Raw genomic sequence first — 20,924 nt, 5'->3', positions numbered from 1 at the left:
TTATGCCTCCTGCGGCAGGATCTGGCATACAGCCAACCGATTTTCACTGAACCAGCTTTTCAGAAAATCATTTGCATCGGCCGCAGTCAGTTTTTCGATTGCTGGTACAATATCGAACAGATCCACCCCAGCAAGATGATACTGGATGAAACGATTGGAAACAAACTCCAAGCTGTTCATTGCTCTTAGCATCTGACCAATCGTCTTTTTCTTCATCCGCTCCATTTCCGCTTCGGAAACGGTATGATCTTTCATTCGCTGCAGCATTCCTTTGACTGTATCAGCAAAGCGGTCCGGCTCTTTCGTATTACCGCCGATGATGGAGAAGCCAAAGTTTTTCTCCAGACTCGTTTCGAAGCCGAAGCTGTCATCAATTAAATCTTTCTTATATAATTCCTCATAGTAGACGCCGCTCTTGGAGAAATAATAATCCAGTACCATATCCGTTAGCAATTCTTGTTTCAGATACGCTTCTGGAGATGCATAATCAGTGTTCTCTTTTATCCCGACCATGCATTTTGACACACTGACCGGCATGCGGACTTGTTTTTTCATTTCTGCCACAGTTTCAGGCTCTTCAGGGAAGAAACGCTCGATCTTAGCAGGTGGTGCGAATGTCTTGCTATCCTGATTTGCCCGGATAAGTTCAATCATTTTCTCTTCATCAATATTGCCTGTCACGAACAAGGTCATGTTCGATGGATGATAGAACGTGTTATAGCATGTGTAGAGATCTTCTTTCGTAATTTCCTGAATGGATTCCACAGTACCTGCTATATCAATTCTTACAGGGTGGGATTGGAATAGGCTTTGGATGGTACCAAAGAAAGAGCGCCAATCTGGCTGATCATCATACATACGAATTTCCTGAGCGATAATACCTTTTTCCTTTTCAACCGATTTATCTGAGAAATAAGGCTCCTGCACAAAATCAAGCAAGGTTGTCACATTCTCTTCTATATGTGAAGTCGCTGAAAATAGATATGCTGTCTGCGTGAAGGAAGTGAAAGCATTTGCAGATGCACCTTGTTTGGTGAAGTCCTGAAACACGTCCCGATCCTCTTTTTCAAAAAGCTTATGCTCCAGGAAATGTGCAATACCTTCTGGTACGGTAATTTTCTCTTTGCCATCAAGCGGAACGAAGGTCTGATCGATAGATCCATAATTCGTTGAGAAGATCGCATATGTTTTCGCCATCTCCGGCTTCGGCTGCAAAAACACCTTCAGACCGTTAGGCAGCGTTTCTGCGTAGATGGATTCCTGTAATTGTTCGTAGTGTTTCTTATGCATTCTTCTCAGCCTCCTTATTCGTCAGCAAGTATACAGTATCCAATTGGACTTTTTTCGCAACTTGAAGTACATCGTCCAGGCTTACTAGTCGGATGGTATCCAGCATCTGCTCGATCGTTATATTTTTGTTCCCCATCACTTGCTGGTATAACGTTTCAATATGACCTGCCGGGTTGTCGATTGTCTCTAATATTTGACTGACGATTAAATCTTTTATTTCTTCAACTTCTGATTCTTCAAATTCTCCTGCCTGCATGGCTGCAAGCTGGGCATCGATGATTTCCTTTGCTTTTTGATAATCTTTCGGATCAATACCGGAGAAAACAAATAATAGGCCTTTGTGGCTCTCAAATCGTGAAGCAGCATAATAAGCAAGGCTGTGTTTTTCCCTGACATTCCGGAACAGTTTCGAGCTTGGGAAGCCGCCGAATAATCCATTAAACACCTGCAGCGCTGCATAATCAGGATCGTCGTAACGGATATTCGTCCGATAACCAAGGTGAAGCTTGGCTTGCTGTACATCCTGCGCCTCGATTACTTCCTTTACATCAGCAGAAGCTGGATGTACAGAAGCTGTTCGTTCTTCATGGGAAGCGATATCTCTTTCCATGAATGGCTGCACGGCCTTTTCAGCAAGTTCTCTCTCTACATCTCCAAGAATGTAAATATCCATTTTGTCCTGCTTCAGCATTTTCTCATAAAAACCATACAGCTTGCGGCCATCCATGTCCTTCAGTTCATCTTCATACCCGTGCACATGAAGGCTGTACGGTTCGCCTTCGCACATTTCATCGATAAGACGCATATTCGCATAGCTCATCTTATCATCCTTCAAAGCCACCATCTTTTGTTTCAGCGTTTGCATTTCGCGTGAAACGATAGACTCTGTGAAGGCTTCATTCTCCGCTTTTGGTTCAAACAAGATTTCACGGAGCAGATCAACTGCTTTTTCGAATAGCGGGGTCCGGTCGCTCAGATAATTCTCATTGGCAACATCGAGACGAAGGGTGATGATATGCTTCTCGCCCTTTTTGGTACCAGAAATAGACAGGATAGCACCATACAAGTCGTCGAGTTTGAGACGTAATGCACGCGCATCCGTTAGATTGGCTGTACCCTGCTGCAGTACATATGGAAGCAGTGCTCTTGCCGTGATAGTCTCCCGCTCAAGCGGCGCTTGCAGTTTTACAGCTATACTGATTGTCTTATATTTTTTAGTCGGTATAAGATGCAGCGTCGCACCTTTTCCTGTGATGATTTCTTCTCCTGCGATTTTCATAAGGAACCTCCCTGACTTCTGTTATGTATAGCTTCTCTAGTTTTGCTTATATATATCCGACAATCCTCGCTATGATTACCATATTAATGAAAAAAAGCCCAGAAGTAAACGAATCGGTTTGCACAAAAAGACCCGATGCCTAAAAAGCATCGGGTCTTTCGTCTTAGCGGCTTCCTTTTATATAAGGAACACCGCTTGCTTTTGGCGCTACCGAACGGCCGATGAATCCTGCCAAAGCAAGAATGGTCAGTACGTAAGGTGCAATCAGCAAGTAAACTTGCGGTACATTTTCAAGCAATGGAATGGAAGAACCAACAACGCTTAAAGACTGGGCAAAGCCGAAGAACAAAGCTGCTCCCATTGCCCCAAGCGGGTTCCACTTTCCGAAGATAACTGCTGCAATCGCCATGAATCCTTGACCAGCAATTGTAGATACAGAGAAGTTCTGAGATATAGTCATCGCGAACACTGCACCACCGATTCCGGCCAGTGCACCAGATATGATTACGCCGATATATCTTGTCGTATATACTTTGATACCATTCGTGTCTGCTGCCATTGGATGCTCCCCAACTGCACGTATACGAAGACCAAATGGAGTCTTATAAAGCACATACCATGCAAGGAAGGAAAGAACAATAGCAACATACGACGTAACATACATATTGTTAAAGAACATATTACCGATCACAGGAATGTCGACCAATAATGGAACGTCCGTTGTATAAATCGGCTGTGATATGAAATCCGTTTGGCCTTTTCCGAATATCTGTTTGATCATGAAAACACCAAATCCAAGTGCCAGCATGTTGATCGCTACCCCTGTAACCGTCTGATCTGCACGGAAAGTGATCGTAGCAACCGCATGGATCAAGGAAAATAGCATACCGGCAACCATAGCAACCAATATGGAAATCCAAGGTGTGACCGTTCCTAAAGCATCAGCATACATCAAATTGAACGTTACCGAAGAGAAAGCCCCTATGACCATGAGACCTTCCAAACCGATATTGACAACACCAGAACGCTCACTATACACACCGCCCAATGCGGTGAAAATAAGAGGAGCGGCAAAGAACAGCGTTTGCGGAATAATGGAATAAAGTATATCCAGCATTTTATTTTTTCTCCCCTTTTTTCAATTGCAGCAGTGCCCAGCGGATGATGAAGCCGGAAGCAACAAAAAGAATGATCAATGCAATGACAATTTCGATGATTTCATTTGGTACACCAGCTGTGGACATATTAAGTGAGCCCACTTTCAGAAATCCGAACAAGCTGGCTGATAATACGACGCCGAACGGGTTGTTTCCGCCTAGAAGCGCTACCGCGATACCATCAAAACCAAGGTTTGAGAATGCTGTATTCGTGAATGCATTGCCGAAGCTTCCAAGACCTTGCATCGCCCCAGCGAGTCCTGCGAAAAGACCCGAAATCAGCATGGAGATGACAATGTTTCGTTCCACTTTCATACCTGCATAATTGGAGGCATGCTGGTTGTAACCTACGGCTTTCAACTCATACCCGATCTTCGTGCGTTCAAGGATGACCCACATAACCAGCACCATCAATAATGCAACGATGAAACCAAGGTGCAAGCGGGAACCTGTTAATCCGATCAGGAAATCATTTGTCAAAGAGGCAGTTTGTTTAACTGGCTCTGTTGTCTCCTGGTTATCTGTCAGCACAGATCGGATCAGATAGTTCGTGATATGAAGTGCGATATAGTTCATCATGATGCTGACGATAACTTCATGGACACCGAGCTTCGCTTTCAAGATACCCGGAACAAAAGCCCAAAGTGCTCCTGCAGCAGCTGCTGCAAGAAGTGCTAATGGCAGATGGATAAAGGCTGGTGCATCAACAGCAGTACCTACCCATACAGCCGCAACCCATCCGACAAGCACCTGACCTTCTGCACCGATATTGAACAATCCGGTACGGAAAGCAAAAGCGATTGCCAAACCGGTCAGTATATATGGTGTGATACGGTTAACAGTTTCCGACATGAAGAACGGGCTGTCAAAAACGCCATTCCATAGTGCCTGATAGCCGAGAATCGGATTATAACCGAATATAAGCATGATGATTGCACCGGCAACCAAACCAAGGATGACCGAGATGATTGGTATGATGAAATTGAACTTTGTGCTGGAAAACATTAGTTTTGCGCCCCTTCTTTCTCAAGCTTCGAACCTGCCATCAATAATCCGAGCTCCTGTTCATTTGTTTCCTTCGGATTTACTGTTGCAATGATTTTCCCATCGAACATAACAGCAATACGATCACTTACATTCAAAATCTCATCTAGTTCGAACGAAACGAGCAGGACTGCTTTTCCTTGGTCACGCTGTTCGATCAGACGCTTATGGATGAATTCAATAGCCCCTACATCAAGACCACGTGTCGGCTGAGCCGCAATCAGCAAATCCGGGTTACGGTCAATTTCACGACCAATGATTGCTTTTTGCTGGTTACCCCCGGATAGAGTGCGCGCTTTCGATAGATGACTAGGAGTACGAACGTCGTATTCCGCAATCAGGGCTTTTGCTTTATCGAAAATCCGTTTGAAGGACAGGAAGCCGCCAGTTGAAAAAGGCTTTTGGTAATATGTTTGCAGTACAATGTTTTCTCCGATAGAGTAATCAAGCACGAGACCAAGCTTGTGGCGATCCTGGGGGATATGACCTACTCCGCTTTCCGTAATGGCGCGAACTGGCATATTGGTAATATCCTGATTTTTCAATGTGACTTTGCCTGCTGATTTCTTACGAAGTCCGGTTATTGCCTCAATTAATTCTGTTTGACCATTTCCGTCTACTCCGGCAATTCCGACAATTTCGCCTGCTCTGATATCAAGATCAAGTTGTTTCACCATGTCCACATGCCGGGAATCCTGAACTGTCAGGCCTTCAATGGAAAGAATTGTTTCTTTTGGTTCGGCTGGTTTCTTCTCCGTTGAGAAGCGTATTTCACGGCCTACCATCAAGGAAGCCAGTTCATTCGGGTTCGTTTCGGATACAACAACTGTTCCGATACCCTGCCCTTTCCTGATTACCGTACAGCGATCACAAACTTCCATGATTTCTTTCAGTTTATGTGTGATCAAAATGATAGACTTGCCTTCTTTGATCAGCGTCCGCAAAATAACGATGAGCTCTTTGATTTCCTGTGGTGTCAATACAGCGGTTGGCTCATCCAGAATGACCACATTTGCACCGCGGTACAATGTTTTCAGGATTTCCACACGCTGCTGCATACCAACGGAAATATCGCTGATTTTCGCTGTGGCATCCACTTGCAGACCGTAACGATCTGAAAGTTCCTGCACTTCACGAACCGCTTTTTTCATATCAATTTTAAGCCCTTTTTTCGGTTCACTGCCAAGCACGATATTTTGTGCAACTGTGAAGGTGTCGATAAGCATGAAGTGCTGGTGCACCATTCCGATACCTAATCTATTGGCAACATTCGGATCATTGATTTCGACTTTCTTTCCGTCTACGCGGATCTCTCCCTTTTCCGGCTGATAAAGACCGAACAGGACGTTCATCAATGTGGACTTTCCTGCGCCATTTTCTCCTAGCAGCGCATGGATTTCTCCTTTTTTCACTTGAAGCGTGATGTTGTCATTGGCGACAATTCCGGGAAATTCTTTGCGAATGTTCAGCATTTCGATTACATAATTCTCCATATTTTACACTCCTTCTCGGAATTACGAACTTTCTTTGATTCTGTTCAAAAAAAAATCGTCAAATGAAGCGGGGAATTGTCTAATATAGACGCTTCAGTTGAAGATTTTTTATAAAGGGCTAGAGTGCGTACTCTAGCCCTTCTGGTTTCTTATAGAGAATCTACATATGCTTTCAGTTCGTCATCCGTAGTTGGAGCAGTTACATCACCATCGATGATCTTTTGCTTCCATTCGTCTACAGCTGTTTTGATATCGTCTGTGTATGCTTCTTTGTTTGTTTCTGCAATACCGATTCCATCATCTTTCAAACCGTAAGATACGATTTCTCCACCAGGGAAATTGCCATCTTTGGACTTCTGCGCAACATCAGCTACTGCAACATCAACAGCTTTCAGCATGCTTGTAAGAGTCACGTTGTTGTCCCCAATTTGGCCTTCATCATACTGGTCACGGTCAACACCGATTACCCAGTAGTTTCCTTCTGGATCATTGTTTTTCAAATCTTTTGCTTGTGCGAATACACCGTTACCTGTACCACCAGCAGAATGATAGATTACATCTACGCCAGAGTTGTACATGTTGGATGCAATCAATTTACCTTTGTCAGGAGCACCGAAGGAACCAGCATACTGTACATCCACTTCGATATCCTTATTGACTGATTTCGCACCAGCTACGTATCCTGCTTCGAACTTCTTAATCAATTCACTTTCTTCTCCACCAACGAAACCGATTTTACCGGATTCAGATTTCGTAGCTGCAGCTACACCTGCTAGGAATGAGCCCTGCTGCTCTTCGAATACGATGCTTGCTACATTATCTTTTTCTACGACGGAGTCAATGATGGCAAAATGCGTTTCTTTGTTCTGATCAGCAACTTTAGTGATATCCTCTGCAAGCTTGAATCCAACACCGAAGATTAGATCCGTATTAGATTGCACAAGGCGATTCAAGTTGGTTGCATAATCAGATGCACTGTTAGATTGAAGGTAGTCATAGCCTTCTTTCTCTTTTAGGTCGTTGTCTTCACCGAATTGTGTAAGACCTTCCCAAGCAGACTGGTTAAATGATTTATCATCAATACCGCCAGTATCTGTAACCATAGCTGTTTTAAAGCTGTTGCTCTCGCTTCCGCCCTGCTCGGAGCTGCCGCCGGATCCACATGCACTAAGCACGACACCTACGACAAGAAGCAAACCTAAAAGTACTGCATAACGACGCATTTTCAAGATAGTAACCCCCAAATATAGATTAATAACTAAGTTGAAGCCTGATACATAATTAGTAGATTAATAGGACATAATTACTACAATCCGCTTCACTCGAACATAATATAACATGCTTTTTACATAAAATAAATACTTATTTTACAAAAACACGAATATTGTCGATTTTTTTGGGTTGATTCAACTACTTTTTGATACTTTTCTTGAAAATTGTGTCCTACGATAGTTTGTCCTCCGCCGACTTGGAAACCAACACCTGCCGTGGCTTACTCCCCTCATAAGGTCCTACTACTCCCCGCTCTTCCATTGCATCTATCAACCTAGCCGCTCTCGTATAACCGATGCGGAATCTGCGCTGAAGCATGGAAACACTGGCACTTTGCATATCTGTTACTAAGAAGACAGCATCATGGTAAAGTTCATCCTCCACCTCTGACTGTACTTCCTGTTCTTCATCTGGAATCATATCTGTCTGATATTGTGCTTTTTGCTGTTCAATACAATGATTTACGACATTTTCCACTTCCTCATCGGAAAGGAAGGCCCCTTGAATACGGGTCGGCTTTGAAGAACCGACTGGTATGAACAGCATATCTCCTCGTCCGAGCAGCTTTTCAGCTCCGCCGCCGTCCAGGATTGTCCGGGAATCGATTTGGGAACTTACGCTAAAAGCGATACGTGACGGGATGTTGGCCTTGATGACGCCAGTTATAACGTCAACAGACGGTCGCTGGGTTGCGATAATCAAATGTATCCCCGCAGCACGTGCCATCTGTGCAAGTCTGGTAATAGCATCCTCCACCTCGCTGGAAGCGACCATCATCAAATCGGCAAGCTCATCAACCAGTACGACAATGAATGGCAGGAAAGGCTGCTCTTCATCATTCAATTCATTCTGCTTTTGGATGTACGCATTATACCCTTCGATATTTCTGGTACCAGAATCAGAGAACAGATCATATCTGCGCTCCATCTCGGCTACAACTTTCTTCAATGCCCTGGATGCTTTTTTCGGATCCGTCACGACCGGTGTCAGCAAGTGGGGAATGCCATTATAAACATTCAGCTCCACTTTTTTCGGATCAATCATCATCATTTTCACTTCATGCGGTTTGGCCCGCATCAGGATGCTGGTAATGATGCCGTTGATACATACACTTTTCCCGCTTCCAGTAGCACCAGCTACAAGCAAATGGGGCATCTTGTTAAGCTCTGCCACCACTGATTCTCCAGATATGTCACGACCAAGCGCAAAGCTCAGCTTGGATCCAGCTTTCACTTGACTGTTATCCAAAACCTCACGCAGCGATACACTTGTTACTTCTTTATTCGGTACTTCGATTCCAACAGCTGATTTGCCTGGTATCGGCGCTTCAATCCGGATATCCTTCGCTGCCAGGGCAAGCGCTAAATCATCGTGCAGGTTGACGATCTTGCTTACTTTCACACCGGTATCTGGATATACTTCATATTTCGTCACTGCTGGACCCACATGTACCTTGCTTACTTTTGCCTTGACTCCAAAGCTTTGGAACGTCTGCTCGAGCTTCCGTGCAACAGCCTGAATCTGCGAGCGTTCCTGTTTTTGGCTATTCTTCTTGGGCTGTTTCAGCAACGTGATGCTAGGTAGCTGATAATCCCTGTTTTCCAGCTCAGACGCCGGCAGTGCCTCTTTCTCATCGGTAGATTCCTCTTCTATCTCTTTTGGTTTCTCTTGTTTTGGTTCGATGATTTCTGGCTCAGGATCTGCGTAGGCAATATTCGTGAAATCCTGGATGATTGGTTCCTCATGAATAGGCTCTGCCTCTGCTGCTTCTTCCTTTTCTGCTAATACCTGCTGGCGTTTTCGCTTCCTCTGCGGTCGTTCCGTTTTTTTGCGCTCCTTTGTTTCCGAGAGCTTGTCTTTCATTTTATCTGATGTAGCATTTGCTCCTTTTCTCAGAAGCGCCAACAGCTTTTGAACTAAGGAACTGAGGGACGTATTGGTTAAAATCAGAATTCCGATTACTACCAGGAAGAAAGCGATGATCTTAGCACCTGTTGCAGAAAGCAGATAATAACTTAATGCGAAAAGGATTGCTCCTATCATTCCTCCGCCTAGAGCTGCTGGATCGATCGTATCCTGCACATAAGCTAAATAATAATTCCAGCTTGTCTTGATGATTGATGGCTGCTCCACCTGACTCAGCTTATCCTCAAACGCCTGGATGTGCGTGAATAGTAAAATACCAGCGGTGATTGCATATAATCCGATCAGTTTCTTATGAAGCAGATTCGGCCTTTTACATCTGGCCATCAAGTAGATGCCGACCCCACCCATAAATACTGCAAGCAGGAAATACCAGCTTCCAAAGAAGAAGCGGAACAAATGCTCAAGTGCGTTCGGTATTGCCCCGTCACTGATTGCTCCTGCGCCGCTGCCGAATACAGCAAGAAATACTAATAATAACCCAATTACTTCAAAGCTCATTACTTGCTTGAACTTAGTTTGTCGTTTTTTTGTTTTTCGTTTAGCCATTTTAGGGAATCTCCTTGTTTTGCATTGCTTATGTACTTCTTTAGATGTAAAGAAAACCCCTGCCAACGACAAGGGTTTTCTACTTTGTACGTCAATTTGCCATCTGAATTCAGTATAACATAGCTGACAAAAAGACGAACGTACGTATTCATTTATAAGGAGAACAATTTTCCTGGTGCACAGTTTTCATCAAGAAAATCGGCAGGATCTGTCGACATAAGCTGGTGGACACGGTACATACCGTTTCCCAAATGCTCAGCTTGAACTGTTTTTCCATTGTATTGAATAATTTGGTGAGCCTCAAATTGGGTTGCCTCTACAGGGAAAATATCTTCCGGTGCGAGCGGCGTGTACAAAATCATTGCAATTCCCCGTTCAGGGATGCTTTTCGCTGCTCCATCAATTCATTCAGCTTTTTCATCGCATGCTGTACTCCCCCGACTTCATGGATGAGCCCGTAGGAAACTGCATCTGTTCCGACAACATTCGTACCGATATCACGTGTCAGGTTCCCTTTCGCAAACATAAGCTCCTTGAATTTATCTTCGGTTATCGAAGAATGAGAAGTGACAAAGCTGATGACGCGGTCCTGCATCTTATCCAAGTATTCAAAGGTTTGAGGAACACCTATGACCAGACCTGTCAATCTGATTGGATGGATTGTCATCGTCGCTGTTGGTACGATAAAGCTATAGTCCGTACTTACGGCTATAGGCGCCCCGATGCTATGTCCGCCCCCGAGAACGATTGATACGGAAGGTTTGGAGAGGGATGCAATCATCTCTGAAAGTGCGAGACCTGCTTCGACATCTCCTCCGACCGTATTCATCAGTACAATCAATCCTTCTATTTTCGGATTCTGTTCGATTGCGATCAACTGGGGAATGACATGCTCGTATTTCGTCGTTTTATTTTGTGGCGGCAGCTGCATATGTCCTTCTATCTGACCGATGATAGACAGCACGTGGACACGGGAATCAGGTGCCTGGGCAACCGATGTCTGGCCGAGCTGCTGGATTTTTTCTAGGATGGATTTCCCGCCGGATTCTTCGTTTTCATTCTCTTGGTTATCATTACGTTCCTTTGCCATAGTCCTAGCTCCTTTCCATACTTGCTTTTAGTATGGACAGTGAGCGAGGCAACATACATAAACAAAGAAGCAGGAGGACTCCTCTGCTTCTTTGTTTATTTATTTCAATAGCTTACTGATATTCTCTTTTTCTTCTTCAGATAGTTCTACTAGCGGCAAACGGACACCGCCTACTGTGATACCTTTTTGGTTCAGCGCTTCTTTCACTGGTGTCGGGTTCGGTGCTTGGAACAACCCTTGCATTACCGGCAGGATCTGCTGATGAATGCGTGCAGCTTCTCCGACGTTGCCAGCTTCATATGCCTGCAGCATAGCCTGCATCTCGTTACCGACAATGTGCGAAGATACGGATACGATACCATTACCGCCGATAGCAGCTACTGGCAGAGTCAAATCATCATCACCGCTGTACAGACTAAAATCATCAGGCGTACCAGTAATGACCTTCGTCATACTGCTCAAGTCGCCTGTAGAATCTTTCACAGAAACGATATTCGAAATTTTCGATAGTTCCATAACAGTTTCCGGTTCGATCTTTACAACAGAGCGACCTGGAATATTATAAAGCATAATAGGCAGCTTCGTACTATCTGCAACTGCTTTAAAATGCGCATATAATCCTCGCTGGTTTGGTTTATTGTAATACGGCGCAACGATCAGCGCCGCATCGACACCAATTTCTTCTGCTTCTTTTGTAAGATCGATACTCGCTTGCGTGTTGTTACTTCCTGTTCCAGCTATGATCGGAATCCGTCCGCCGACTGTTTTCACTGTATGGCGGAATAAAGAAAGCTTTTCTTCATGGGAAAGCGTTGGCGATTCGCCGGTTGTACCAGCTACCACGACGGCCTCTGTTCCATTCTCAATCAAATAGTCGAGTAAACGAGTAGTTGCATCAAAATCAATCTGACCTTGATTATCGAATGGAGTTACCATTGCTGTAATAACTTTACCGAATTTCATCGTAAAACCCCTCTGCCTTCAACAATTATCATATCTTATAGACTAAGCTCGAATGTCGCATGCAGCGCATTCACTGCTGCTATAAGGTCTTTTTCGTTAATCAGTACCCAAATAGTTGTATGGCTATCCGCAGATTGCAGGATATCGATTTCTTTATCCGTCAATGTTTGGACAATTTTCGCCGTCACTCCAGGTATACCTGTCATACCAGCACCGACTAGGGATACTTTCGCACAGTTGTTAATCACTTTCGGCTCAAGTCCAAGCTCACCAAGGATATCCTGCGCAAGCATCACCTGCTCGGCAGCAATCGTATATACAACACCATTTGGCGAAATATTGATAAAGTCCACAGAAATATTTGCTTCGGCCATCGCTTTGAAAACACGGGATTGTGTTTTATAAGCATCCGTATCCGTTTCGATCTTGATTTGAGAAATACCAGCAAGATGCGCGATACCGGTAATCAGCCGGTCAGGGATATCCTTGCCTGCAAAATTGTCCCTGGACGATGTAACAAGCGTTCCTTCTGATAGCGAACCTGTAGATCTGACACGCATCGGAACCTTTGCCTGCATCGCAATTTCAACTGCACGCGGATGTACCACTTTTGCACCTTGATAAGCCAAATTACATATTTCCGTATACGTGACAACATCCAGCATACGTGCTTCTTCAACGACACGCGGATCGGCTGTCATGATTCCTTCTACATCCGTGAAGATATCGACATACTCTGCTTGTAATGCAGCGCCGAGTGCAGCTGCGGAAGTATCGCTTCCGCCCCGGCCGATTGTAGTGATTTCTCCATCCTCTGTCATACCTTGGAAGCCAGCTACGACAACGACATCATGTGTCTCTAGCTCCTCCCAAATACGTTCAACTCGCATTTCTTTGATCTTGGCAGCTGTGAATTCTTCATTGGTAATAAAGCCAGCTTGTGCCCCAGTCAATGCAGCAGCTCGGATTCCTTTAGCATTAAGCGCATTCGAGAAGACGACTGATGAGATGACCTCACCGCATGATAGCAGCAAGTCCTTCTCACGTTTTGATATATGCGTCTCACCTGGAATACCGACCAATTGCAGTAAGGAATCAGTTGCATAAGGATCAGGATATCGCCCAATCGCAGATACAACGACCACTACTTTATTCCCTTCCTGGAGCGCCGTTTCAATATGCTGGATGGCTTCCGTCCGATTATCCCTAACAGACGTACCGCCAAACTTCTGGACTAACACTTTCATTTCTACACCTCAGACTGTAAGCAAGTTATGTTGGATCAAGCGTTCTGCGATTTGGACACTATTCCACGCCGCACCCTTCAAAAGGTTATCGGAAACGATCCAAAGGTGGAATCCATTGTCATGATCCGGATCCTTGCGTACTCTTCCTACAAATACTTCTTTCTTGCCAGCTGCAGAAAGCGGTGTTGGGTAAGTCTGTGTACTTGGATCATCCTCTAGCACGATCCCTTCAGCCGCAGCCAGTTTCTCCTGGATTTCTTTAACAGTGAGACCGTTCTGGCCAAGCTCGACATAAACGCTTTCTGCATGGGAAGTGAAGACCGGCAGTCGTACACAAGTCGCCGAAACGTGAAGATCCTCTGCATGCATTATTTTTTTCGTTTCATTGATCATTTTCATTTCTTCATATGTGTAGCCATTGTCTTGAAAGACATCGATTTGCGGCAGCGCATTGAATGCTACAGGGAAGTGGCGTTTATCCCCTTTGACCGGAAGGACGCTTGCTTCCATGTCCTCGCCATTCAGGAATTGCTGTGCCTGATCTTTTAATTCGTCAATTGCCACTGCTCCAGCTCCGGATACAGCTTGGTAAGTAGAGACGATGATTCGGGAAAGACCATAAGCTTCTTTCAACGGCTCAAGCGCCGCCACCATCTGGATAGTGGAGCAATTCGGGTTAGCGATGATTCCTTTATGAAGCTTCAAATCACCTTCATTAACTTCAGGTACTACTAGAGGCACATCCGGATCCATACGGAATGCACTTGTATTATCGACAACTACCGCTCCTCGTTTTGCTGCTTCCGGTGCCAATGCTTTGGATACAGATCCACCAGCAGAGAATAATGCGATATCCACACCTTCAAAGCTTTCCGGTTTGGCTTCCTTTACTGTATAGCTTTTGCCTTTGTAATCTATTTGCTGTCCAGCAGATCTGCTGGATGATAATAAGGATAGCTCGCTGATCGGAAAATTGCGTTCTGCGAGAGTTTCCAGCATTTTTTGGCCTACAGCGCCTGTCGCGCCTACTACTGCGATATGATAACCTTGCTGTGTCATGAATAACCCTCTCCCTGTCTATCTAAATGGATACGTATACTGGTTGGTACGCTATTTGATTTTAACGCTAGCACTATTCTATCACAATTTTTCTATCATAGGTTACCGTTTAGGGAGTTTAGGAAAAACGTTGGACCAGCACGGGCTGCAGCTGCTTGTATTGCAATGCGGCTTCAATCGTTTCCGGAAGTTTTGTCATATCGGCAACAAGGGAGTTTGGCTTCTTATACGGGTCGTCTTGTCCGAATGGTACGAAATACATATATTTTGCTGCCATCAGGCGCATCAGGTTAACTCCATTCAATCCAAGGGCATCATTTGTACTGATTCCCAGTACGATTGGTTTCTCATTGCGCAAGGTTGCTTTTGTCGCCATCAAAACCGGACTATCCGTGAGCGCATTGGCAAGCTTCGACATACTGTTCCCTGTAAGCGGGGCTATGACCATGCAATCCAGTGGTTCCCGCGGACCTAATGGCTCGGCTTCCGGAATCGTTTTTATTATCTTCGTTTGTGTCAGATCGCTTATTTTCTGCAAATGATCCTTCGCATCTCCGAAATACGTATCAGTAAATTGAACCGTGTTGCTGACAACCGGCACCACTTCCGCTCCAAGTTTCACCAGCTGTTCGATCTGTGGAAATATCTCACTGTACGTACAATGGGAGCCTGTAATACCGAAGCCGATCCGTTTTCCTGCTAAACTCATAAGTTAATCCTCCTTCAGCTGTTGGTTAAAATCTGTTTAATGACGACGGACAAAATATTTCCAGCAGTTTTAGGGGCCACGATACCAGGCAGGCTTAATGCATGGATTGCTTCGATTCCTCGTTTTTTCGCATAGTCGAAGTCTACTCCGCCCGGCTTGGAAGCAAGATCGATGATCAGTGTCTGGGCAGGCAGCTGTTCGATGATTGCTTTCTTTACGACAAGGGCTGGTATGGTATTGATCAGGATATCAGTATCCTTTACCATTTCCGGAAGGCGGTCGAGGAAGAAGGCATGCATTCCCATTTCACTAATCCGTGCTATATCAGCATCGTGGATTGATCCGACTTGCACCTTGGCGCCAAGTGCATCGAATTTGCTTGCCACACTTATACCTACACGACCGAATCCAAGTACAACGACCTTGGAGCCATGAATGGTGAAATCAGTATGTTTGATTGCAGTCATGATAGCTCCCTCGGCAGTCGGGATGGAATTATAAATTGCGACGTCATCTCTGTCGAACAAGGAAATAAGACGCAAATTCCGTTTCTCGCATAATTCTGTCAGATAGTCATTTGTAATACCAGTAAAAATGACACAATCCTTAGGCAGTTGATCTACCCAGCTTTCAGTCAGCTGAATATTCTTATCGGAGAATACTGTTTCGATCTGTCCATTAGAGCCAACTCCGGGAATCGGAAGAATAACCGCATTTAGACTATGCGGATCTATGTCCTCTAACTCCCGCTGGATACCGCCGGTGAAGCTTTGACTGATTTGTTCGAAGCCCACCGCAAATACAGATGCATTCGCACTGCATTGCAAGCTGCGTATCATCTCCAAGTAGCGGGCATCACCGCCAAGGACAGCGATAGTCAATTCAGTGGTCAAACTCTCACCTCGCTCTGCAGCGTATTTTATTAGATCTTCATCAAGAGATTAGTTGCTTTCGAGTTATCATATGAGGATTACCGTAAGGAGTGATTGAATTGGGGCATAGTGCAAACACAAAAAAGCCAGTGCGTTATGCACTGGCTTTTTACGTCCGTATTAAAATCATATGTTTTCCGATTGTCTGGATTTCCTCCCAGGCAATGCGATTATCGCTGCCTTCCTTGCGCAACCCGAACCATTTGTAATTCGGTATGAGAAATGCATCGATTTTTCCTGTGACAGGGTTGAACTCTATATCAGTCTGACCAAGCACACCTAAACGCTCGCCGTTGTTCACATCAATGATCTCTTTATCACCTATGTCCTTGAAACGCAAAGCAGATCAGCTCCTTTTATTTTGGTGCAACAATCGCTCTTGCTTGTTCCTTGCCGAATATCTTCTGGATGACAGCATTGACATCATCCATCGTCACACTATCGATTTTCTCAATCAATTCATTCAAGGAAGGGTGCTTGCCGAGCAGCAATTCATTACGGCCATTTCGGCTCATTCTGCTGTTCGTACTTTCCAGCCCAAGCATATAATTCCCTTTCAGCTGCTCTTTCGTATTGCGGAACTCTTTGTCAGTGATGCCGTCAGCCTTCAGTTTTTCCAGCGTCAAACGGATCGTTTCCTGAAGCTCATCCAGCTGTTCTTTACCAGTTCCAGCATAGATAGTCAGCATGCCGCTGTCCAGGTACGTGCTATGGTAGGAATACACGGAATAAGCCAAACCTTTCTCTTCTCGCACATCCTGGAATAATCTTGAGCTCATGCTGCCGCCCAGTACATTGTTCACAACCATCAGACTATAGCTAGCTGGATCGTCCAGTTCCAAACCTTGATACCCAATCGTTAAATGAGCTTGTTCGGTTTCTTTGGATCGACTGATCGTATTTGGTGTAAATGGCGGTACATCAAGCGCTTTATGGGCAGATTCAGCTTGGAATGTTCCAAACTGGTCTTCTACAGTCTTGATGAAAGATTCATCCACATTTCCAGCGACAGAAATAACCATCTTCTCCGGCACATAATGAGACTCTTTGTAATTTCTTACTGACTCACTTGTGAAACTCATAAGTGTGCTTTCTGTACCGAGAATAGGCAATCCAAGCGGGTGTTTTCCGTAAGCAGCTTCTGCCAGCCAGTCGTGGATAATATCATCCGGCGTATCTTCTGCCATCTTGATTTCTTCTAAGACAACTTTCTGCTCTTTCACAATTTCCTCTTGTGCAAATTGAGATTCAAAGAACATGTCAGCTAGGACTTCCAGTGCGTATTCCTTATGTGTATCCAACACTTTCGCATAATAGCATGTATACTCTTTAGAGGTGAAAGCATTGACCATGCCTCCGATGGCATCGAAAGCTTCCGCTAGTTCTTTGGCGGATCTATTTTTCGTTCCTTTGAAAAACATATGCTCTAAAAAGTGTGACAAACCGTTATTCTTCTCTTCTTCATTTCGTGAACCAGTCAAAATCCAAATGCCGATCGTAACGGAACGTACCGATGGCATGTTTTCTACTACAACTCGTAGTCCATTTTTGCAAGTGTGCGTCTGCAGCAAATTCAAATCCTCCCAATCAGCAGTATATCTCGCTGTACCATTATCTTCCTTCATTCAATATCGTATCCAAAGTCGATACACTGTACCCTTTTTCTTTAATGGCTTTTAACATATCAGCTAATCCAGCCTCTACAACAGGAGTAGGATGCATCAAGATGAAAGCTCCAGGATGCAGTTTTTCGGTCACGCGTTTCATCATAACAGGAACTGTCGGTTTTTGCCAATCAATGGTATCGACAGACCAAAGAATCGTCTCCATCCCCTGTTCATTGGCAGCCTGTATTGTCCCATCATTAAAGCTCCCGCTTGGCGGCGCAAAATAGACTGGTTTGTCACCTGTTATCGCGTGAATGATTTCATTTGTTTGGCTTATCTGTTCTGCCGAATCAGTCTCGCTCATCCGACTCATATCAGGATGGTTATATGCATGGTTCCCGATTACATGTCCTTCTTCTTTAATCATCTCGACTAGCTGGTTATGCTCTTTCGCCCATTTACCCTCGATAAAGAAATTGGCCTTGGCATTTGCATCCTTCAGTGTCTGCAGAATTGCAGGAATATGGTCTTCCCCCCAGGAAACATTGATCAATAAGGCGACCTGCTCCTGATCCTCCCTGGCACGGTATATTGGCGATGCCGGCAGCTCATCAAGTGTGATTTCAGGTTCGACTTCTTCCACTACAAGCAGTTCCCGATCGAATATACCTGCCTTCTTCATCTTTTCCAAAGAAGCGTCGACGTCTACTTTGATGCCAGCCTTTCCAGGCACCTTTTTCCATATCTTATCGATTCGCGCGTTTTCAGCCGGCTGTTCGACTTCTTCGCGCACCGCTTCGATTTCCTGCCGCAGTTCCTGTTCATCTGCTCGTACTGCTATATCAGAAAAAACTGGATGATGGTTGACAGACGCTGCCTGAAAAGGCATATGCCCGCTATCGATGAGCAGAAACAGCAGTGTGATAAATACGACCAGGTGAATGATAATCCGGTGCATTCCCATCCCTCCTCTAGTCTAGCTTATGAGGGGGTAGGACAAGGAAGAACAAGCATAGCATGTTTATCCGCTAAAAAAAAGAAACTGGCTAAACCAGTTTCTTCTCTCTTACATATTATTCAGCAGTTTCCTGCTCTTCTTTTTCTTTCTTAGCTTCGATCAATAACTGTTTGTGAGAAAGGTTGACTCGGCCTTGACGGTCGATTTCCTTGACTTTCACTTTCAGTTTGTCGCCGATCTTGACGACATCCTCAACCTTGCCTACACGTTCTTCTGCAAGTTCAGAGATATGAACCAAACCATCTTTTCCTTTGAACAATTCAACAAAAGCACCGAATTTCTCGATTCGCTTCACTGTACCATCGTAAACTTCGCCGACTTCGACTTCGCGCACGATGTCACTGATAATCTGCTTCGCTTGTTCGTTCTTCTCAGATTCAGTAGAAGAGATGAATACAGTACCGTCTTGTTCGATATCGATCTTAACGCCAGTTTCTTCAATGATCTTATTGATCTGTTTACCACTTGGCCCGATTACATCACGGATCTTATCCGGATTGATTGTCATCGTCAGGATCTTAGGAGCATAAGCGGAAAGCTCTTGCTTCGGTTCGCTGATTGTAGACATCATATGACCAAGGATCTCCAGACGGCCCTTACGAGCTTGTGTAAGTGCCTCTTCCAGGATTTCACGGCTTAAGCCTTCGATCTTAATATCCATTTGCAGTGCTGTTACACCTTTTTCAGTTCCGGCAACTTTGAAGTCCATATCGCCTAGTGCATCTTCCATGCCTTGGATATCGGTAAGGATTGTATAATCATCACCAGAAGCTACCAGACCCATTGCGATTCCGGCAACTGGTGCTTTGATTGGTACACCTGCATCCATCATAGCCATTGTGCTGGCACAGATACTAGCCTGTGACGTTGAACCATTCGATTCAAGTATCTCAGATACAAGTCGAATTGTATAAGGGAAATCCTTCTCATCTGGAATGACTTTCTCCAAAGCACGCTCACCAAGGGCACCATGACCGATTTCGCGGCGTCCTGGTCCTCTTATTGGCCCAGTCTCTCCGACGCTGAAATGCGGGAAGTTGTAGTGATGCATGAAACGCTTCGTTTCTTCTGTATCAAGACCATCCAGAATCTGTACATCACCAAGTGCGCCCAACGTACAAACACTTAGTGCCTGCGTTTGGCCGCGTGTGAATAATGCAGACCCGTGTGTACGAGGAAGTACTCCGATACGGGAAGACAATGGACGGATTTCATCCACTCCGCGTCCATCTGGACGGATCTTGTCCTTCGTGATGGCACGGCGGACTTCTTCCTTCACAAGTTTATCAAGGATACCCTTCACTTGCTTGATTGTATCTTCGTCGGTTTCTTGTTCTTCATAGAACGCAACCATTTCGTTCTTCACTTCAGTGATTGCAGCTTCGCGTGCTTTTTTCTCATGCACCTCGATTGCAGCTTTCAGCTGATCGTAGCAGCGGCTTTTCACATCTTCTGTCAATTCCTTGTCCAAATCGAAGAGCTTCACTTCCATCTTCTCTTTGCCGACAGCAGCAACGATCTCTTCCTGGAAAGCGACAAGTCGTTTGATCTCTTCATGACCGAACATGATTGCTTCCAGCATGATGTCTTCCGGCACTTCCTGCGCACCTGCTTCAACCATGTTGATTGCATCTTTTGTTCCAGCTACAGTTAAATCGATGTCACTTTTCTCTTGCTGTTCTTTCGTTGGATTGATGACGAATTCGCCATCAACACGACCGACTACTACACCAGCGATCGGACCATGGAATGGGATATCAGAAATGCTGATGGCAATGGAAGAACCGATCATTGCAGCAATTTCAGAAGAATAATCCTGATCCACACTCATGACCATGCTGATTACTTGTACATCATTTCGGAATCCATCCGGAAATAAAGGACGAATCGGACGGTCAATCAGACGTGAAGCAAGTACTGCTTTTTCACTCGGGCGACCTTCCCGCTTAATGAAACCGCCTGGTATCTTACCTACTGCATAAAGTCTTTCCTCGTAGTTCACTGTCAGCGGGAAGAACGGTAGGTCCTTCGGTTCCTTCGAACCAGTGACAGTCGATAGTACGGACGTATCGCCGTACTGGATGAGACAAGCGCCGTTCGCTTGCTTGGCAAGTTCTCCAATTTCAACAGAGAAAGTCTGTCCGGAAATTTCAGTGGAGAACACTTGTTTTTGGTCTGCCATGAATAAAGCCCCTCTCATTTATCTTGCATCATGTCCCTGTCTGTATTATGCTCCAGTCCAGGCAACGTTTATCACACTATGTAAAATAGGTTTTCTCCTATAGAAAAAGC

The 20,924-nt window shown here is 44.9% G+C and carries 18 protein-coding genes; all 18 read right to left on the bottom strand.

Annotation, left to right across the window (positions count from 1 at the left end):
- Positions 1-1,290: an EF-P 5-aminopentanol modification-associated protein YfmH gene (gene yfmH, locus CHH91_RS09325; RefSeq protein WP_095223176.1), complete on the bottom strand. Its 1,290-nt coding sequence runs from the start codon at positions 1,288-1,290 to the stop codon at positions 1-3.
- Positions 1,283-2,569, bottom strand: a complete 1,287-nt coding sequence (gene yfmF, locus CHH91_RS09320; RefSeq protein ID WP_095223175.1) for an EF-P 5-aminopentanol modification-associated protein YfmF — start codon at positions 2,567-2,569, stop codon at positions 1,283-1,285. Before yfmF ends, yfmH begins: the two co-directional genes overlap by 8 nt.
- A gap of 163 nt (positions 2,570-2,732) precedes the next feature.
- Positions 2,733-3,686, bottom strand: a complete 954-nt coding sequence (locus tag CHH91_RS09315; RefSeq protein WP_095223174.1) for an ABC transporter permease — start codon at positions 3,684-3,686, stop codon at positions 2,733-2,735.
- Between the two features lies 1 nt (position 3,687).
- Positions 3,688-4,731, bottom strand: coding sequence for an ABC transporter permease (locus tag CHH91_RS09310; protein ID WP_095223173.1), 1,044 nt, complete (start codon positions 4,729-4,731; stop codon positions 3,688-3,690).
- On the bottom strand, positions 4,731-6,263 hold the full coding sequence (locus tag CHH91_RS09305; RefSeq protein WP_095223172.1) for an ABC transporter ATP-binding protein: 1,533 nt from the start codon (positions 6,261-6,263) through the stop codon (positions 4,731-4,733). The genes CHH91_RS09310 and CHH91_RS09305 overlap by 1 nt, the downstream gene beginning before the upstream one ends.
- Before the next feature lie 149 nt (positions 6,264-6,412).
- Positions 6,413-7,492, bottom strand: a complete 1,080-nt coding sequence (locus CHH91_RS09300) for a BMP family lipoprotein (protein ID WP_095223171.1) — start codon at positions 7,490-7,492, stop codon at positions 6,413-6,415.
- 214 nt (positions 7,493-7,706) lie between these two features.
- Positions 7,707-10,007, bottom strand: coding sequence for an FtsK/SpoIIIE family DNA translocase (locus tag CHH91_RS09295; protein WP_095223170.1), 2,301 nt, complete (start codon positions 10,005-10,007; stop codon positions 7,707-7,709).
- Between the two features lie 152 nt (positions 10,008-10,159).
- Positions 10,160-10,369 (bottom strand): YlzJ-like family protein, encoded by a 210-nt coding sequence (locus tag CHH91_RS09290; protein ID WP_095223169.1) that lies wholly within the window; start codon positions 10,367-10,369, stop codon positions 10,160-10,162.
- Positions 10,366-11,097 (bottom strand): ClpP family protease, encoded by a 732-nt coding sequence (locus CHH91_RS09285; protein WP_095223168.1) that lies wholly within the window; start codon positions 11,095-11,097, stop codon positions 10,366-10,368. The genes CHH91_RS09290 and CHH91_RS09285 overlap by 4 nt, the downstream gene beginning before the upstream one ends.
- A gap of 99 nt (positions 11,098-11,196) precedes the next feature.
- On the bottom strand, positions 11,197-12,060 hold the full coding sequence (dapA, locus tag CHH91_RS09280) for a 4-hydroxy-tetrahydrodipicolinate synthase (protein ID WP_095223167.1): 864 nt from the start codon (positions 12,058-12,060) through the stop codon (positions 11,197-11,199).
- 35 nt (positions 12,061-12,095) lie between these two features.
- A complete protein-coding gene (gene dapG / locus CHH91_RS09275) occupies positions 12,096-13,307 on the bottom strand; it encodes an aspartate kinase (RefSeq protein WP_095223166.1) in 1,212 nt (403 codons plus the stop codon).
- Positions 13,308-13,316: 9 nt separating this feature from the next.
- Positions 13,317-14,366 (bottom strand): aspartate-semialdehyde dehydrogenase, encoded by a 1,050-nt coding sequence (locus tag CHH91_RS09270; protein WP_095223165.1) that lies wholly within the window; start codon positions 14,364-14,366, stop codon positions 13,317-13,319.
- Between the two features lie 118 nt (positions 14,367-14,484).
- Entirely contained in the window at positions 14,485-15,075 is a 591-nt protein-coding gene (locus CHH91_RS09265) for a dipicolinate synthase subunit B (RefSeq protein WP_095223164.1), read from the bottom strand.
- Positions 15,076-15,089: 14 nt separating this feature from the next.
- Positions 15,090-15,968, bottom strand: a complete 879-nt coding sequence (gene dpaA, locus CHH91_RS09260; protein WP_095223163.1) for a dipicolinic acid synthetase subunit A — start codon at positions 15,966-15,968, stop codon at positions 15,090-15,092.
- A 148-nt stretch (positions 15,969-16,116) separates the two neighbouring features.
- Entirely contained in the window at positions 16,117-16,347 is a 231-nt protein-coding gene (locus CHH91_RS09255; RefSeq protein ID WP_038560328.1) for a YlmC/YmxH family sporulation protein, read from the bottom strand.
- A gap of 16 nt (positions 16,348-16,363) precedes the next feature.
- Positions 16,364-17,578: a M16 family metallopeptidase gene (locus CHH91_RS09250; RefSeq protein WP_095223204.1), complete on the bottom strand. Its 1,215-nt coding sequence runs from the start codon at positions 17,576-17,578 to the stop codon at positions 16,364-16,366.
- Positions 17,579-17,618: 40 nt separating this feature from the next.
- Complete coding sequence (locus CHH91_RS09245) at positions 17,619-18,572, bottom strand: polysaccharide deacetylase family protein (RefSeq protein ID WP_286160734.1); 954 nt, start codon at positions 18,570-18,572, stop codon at positions 17,619-17,621.
- Between the two features lie 115 nt (positions 18,573-18,687).
- Positions 18,688-20,814, bottom strand: coding sequence for a polyribonucleotide nucleotidyltransferase (gene pnp, locus CHH91_RS09240; RefSeq protein WP_095223161.1), 2,127 nt, complete (start codon positions 20,812-20,814; stop codon positions 18,688-18,690).
- Positions 20,815-20,924 lie beyond the last annotated feature (110 nt).

Source organism: Virgibacillus sp. 7505, assembly GCF_002272135.1.
In the GTDB taxonomy this organism is placed as follows: Bacteria; Bacillota; Bacilli; order Bacillales; family Amphibacillaceae; genus Terribacillus.
The sequence above is the reverse complement of the archived record's forward strand: the minus strand, read 5'-3'. Positions and strand labels throughout refer to the sequence as shown.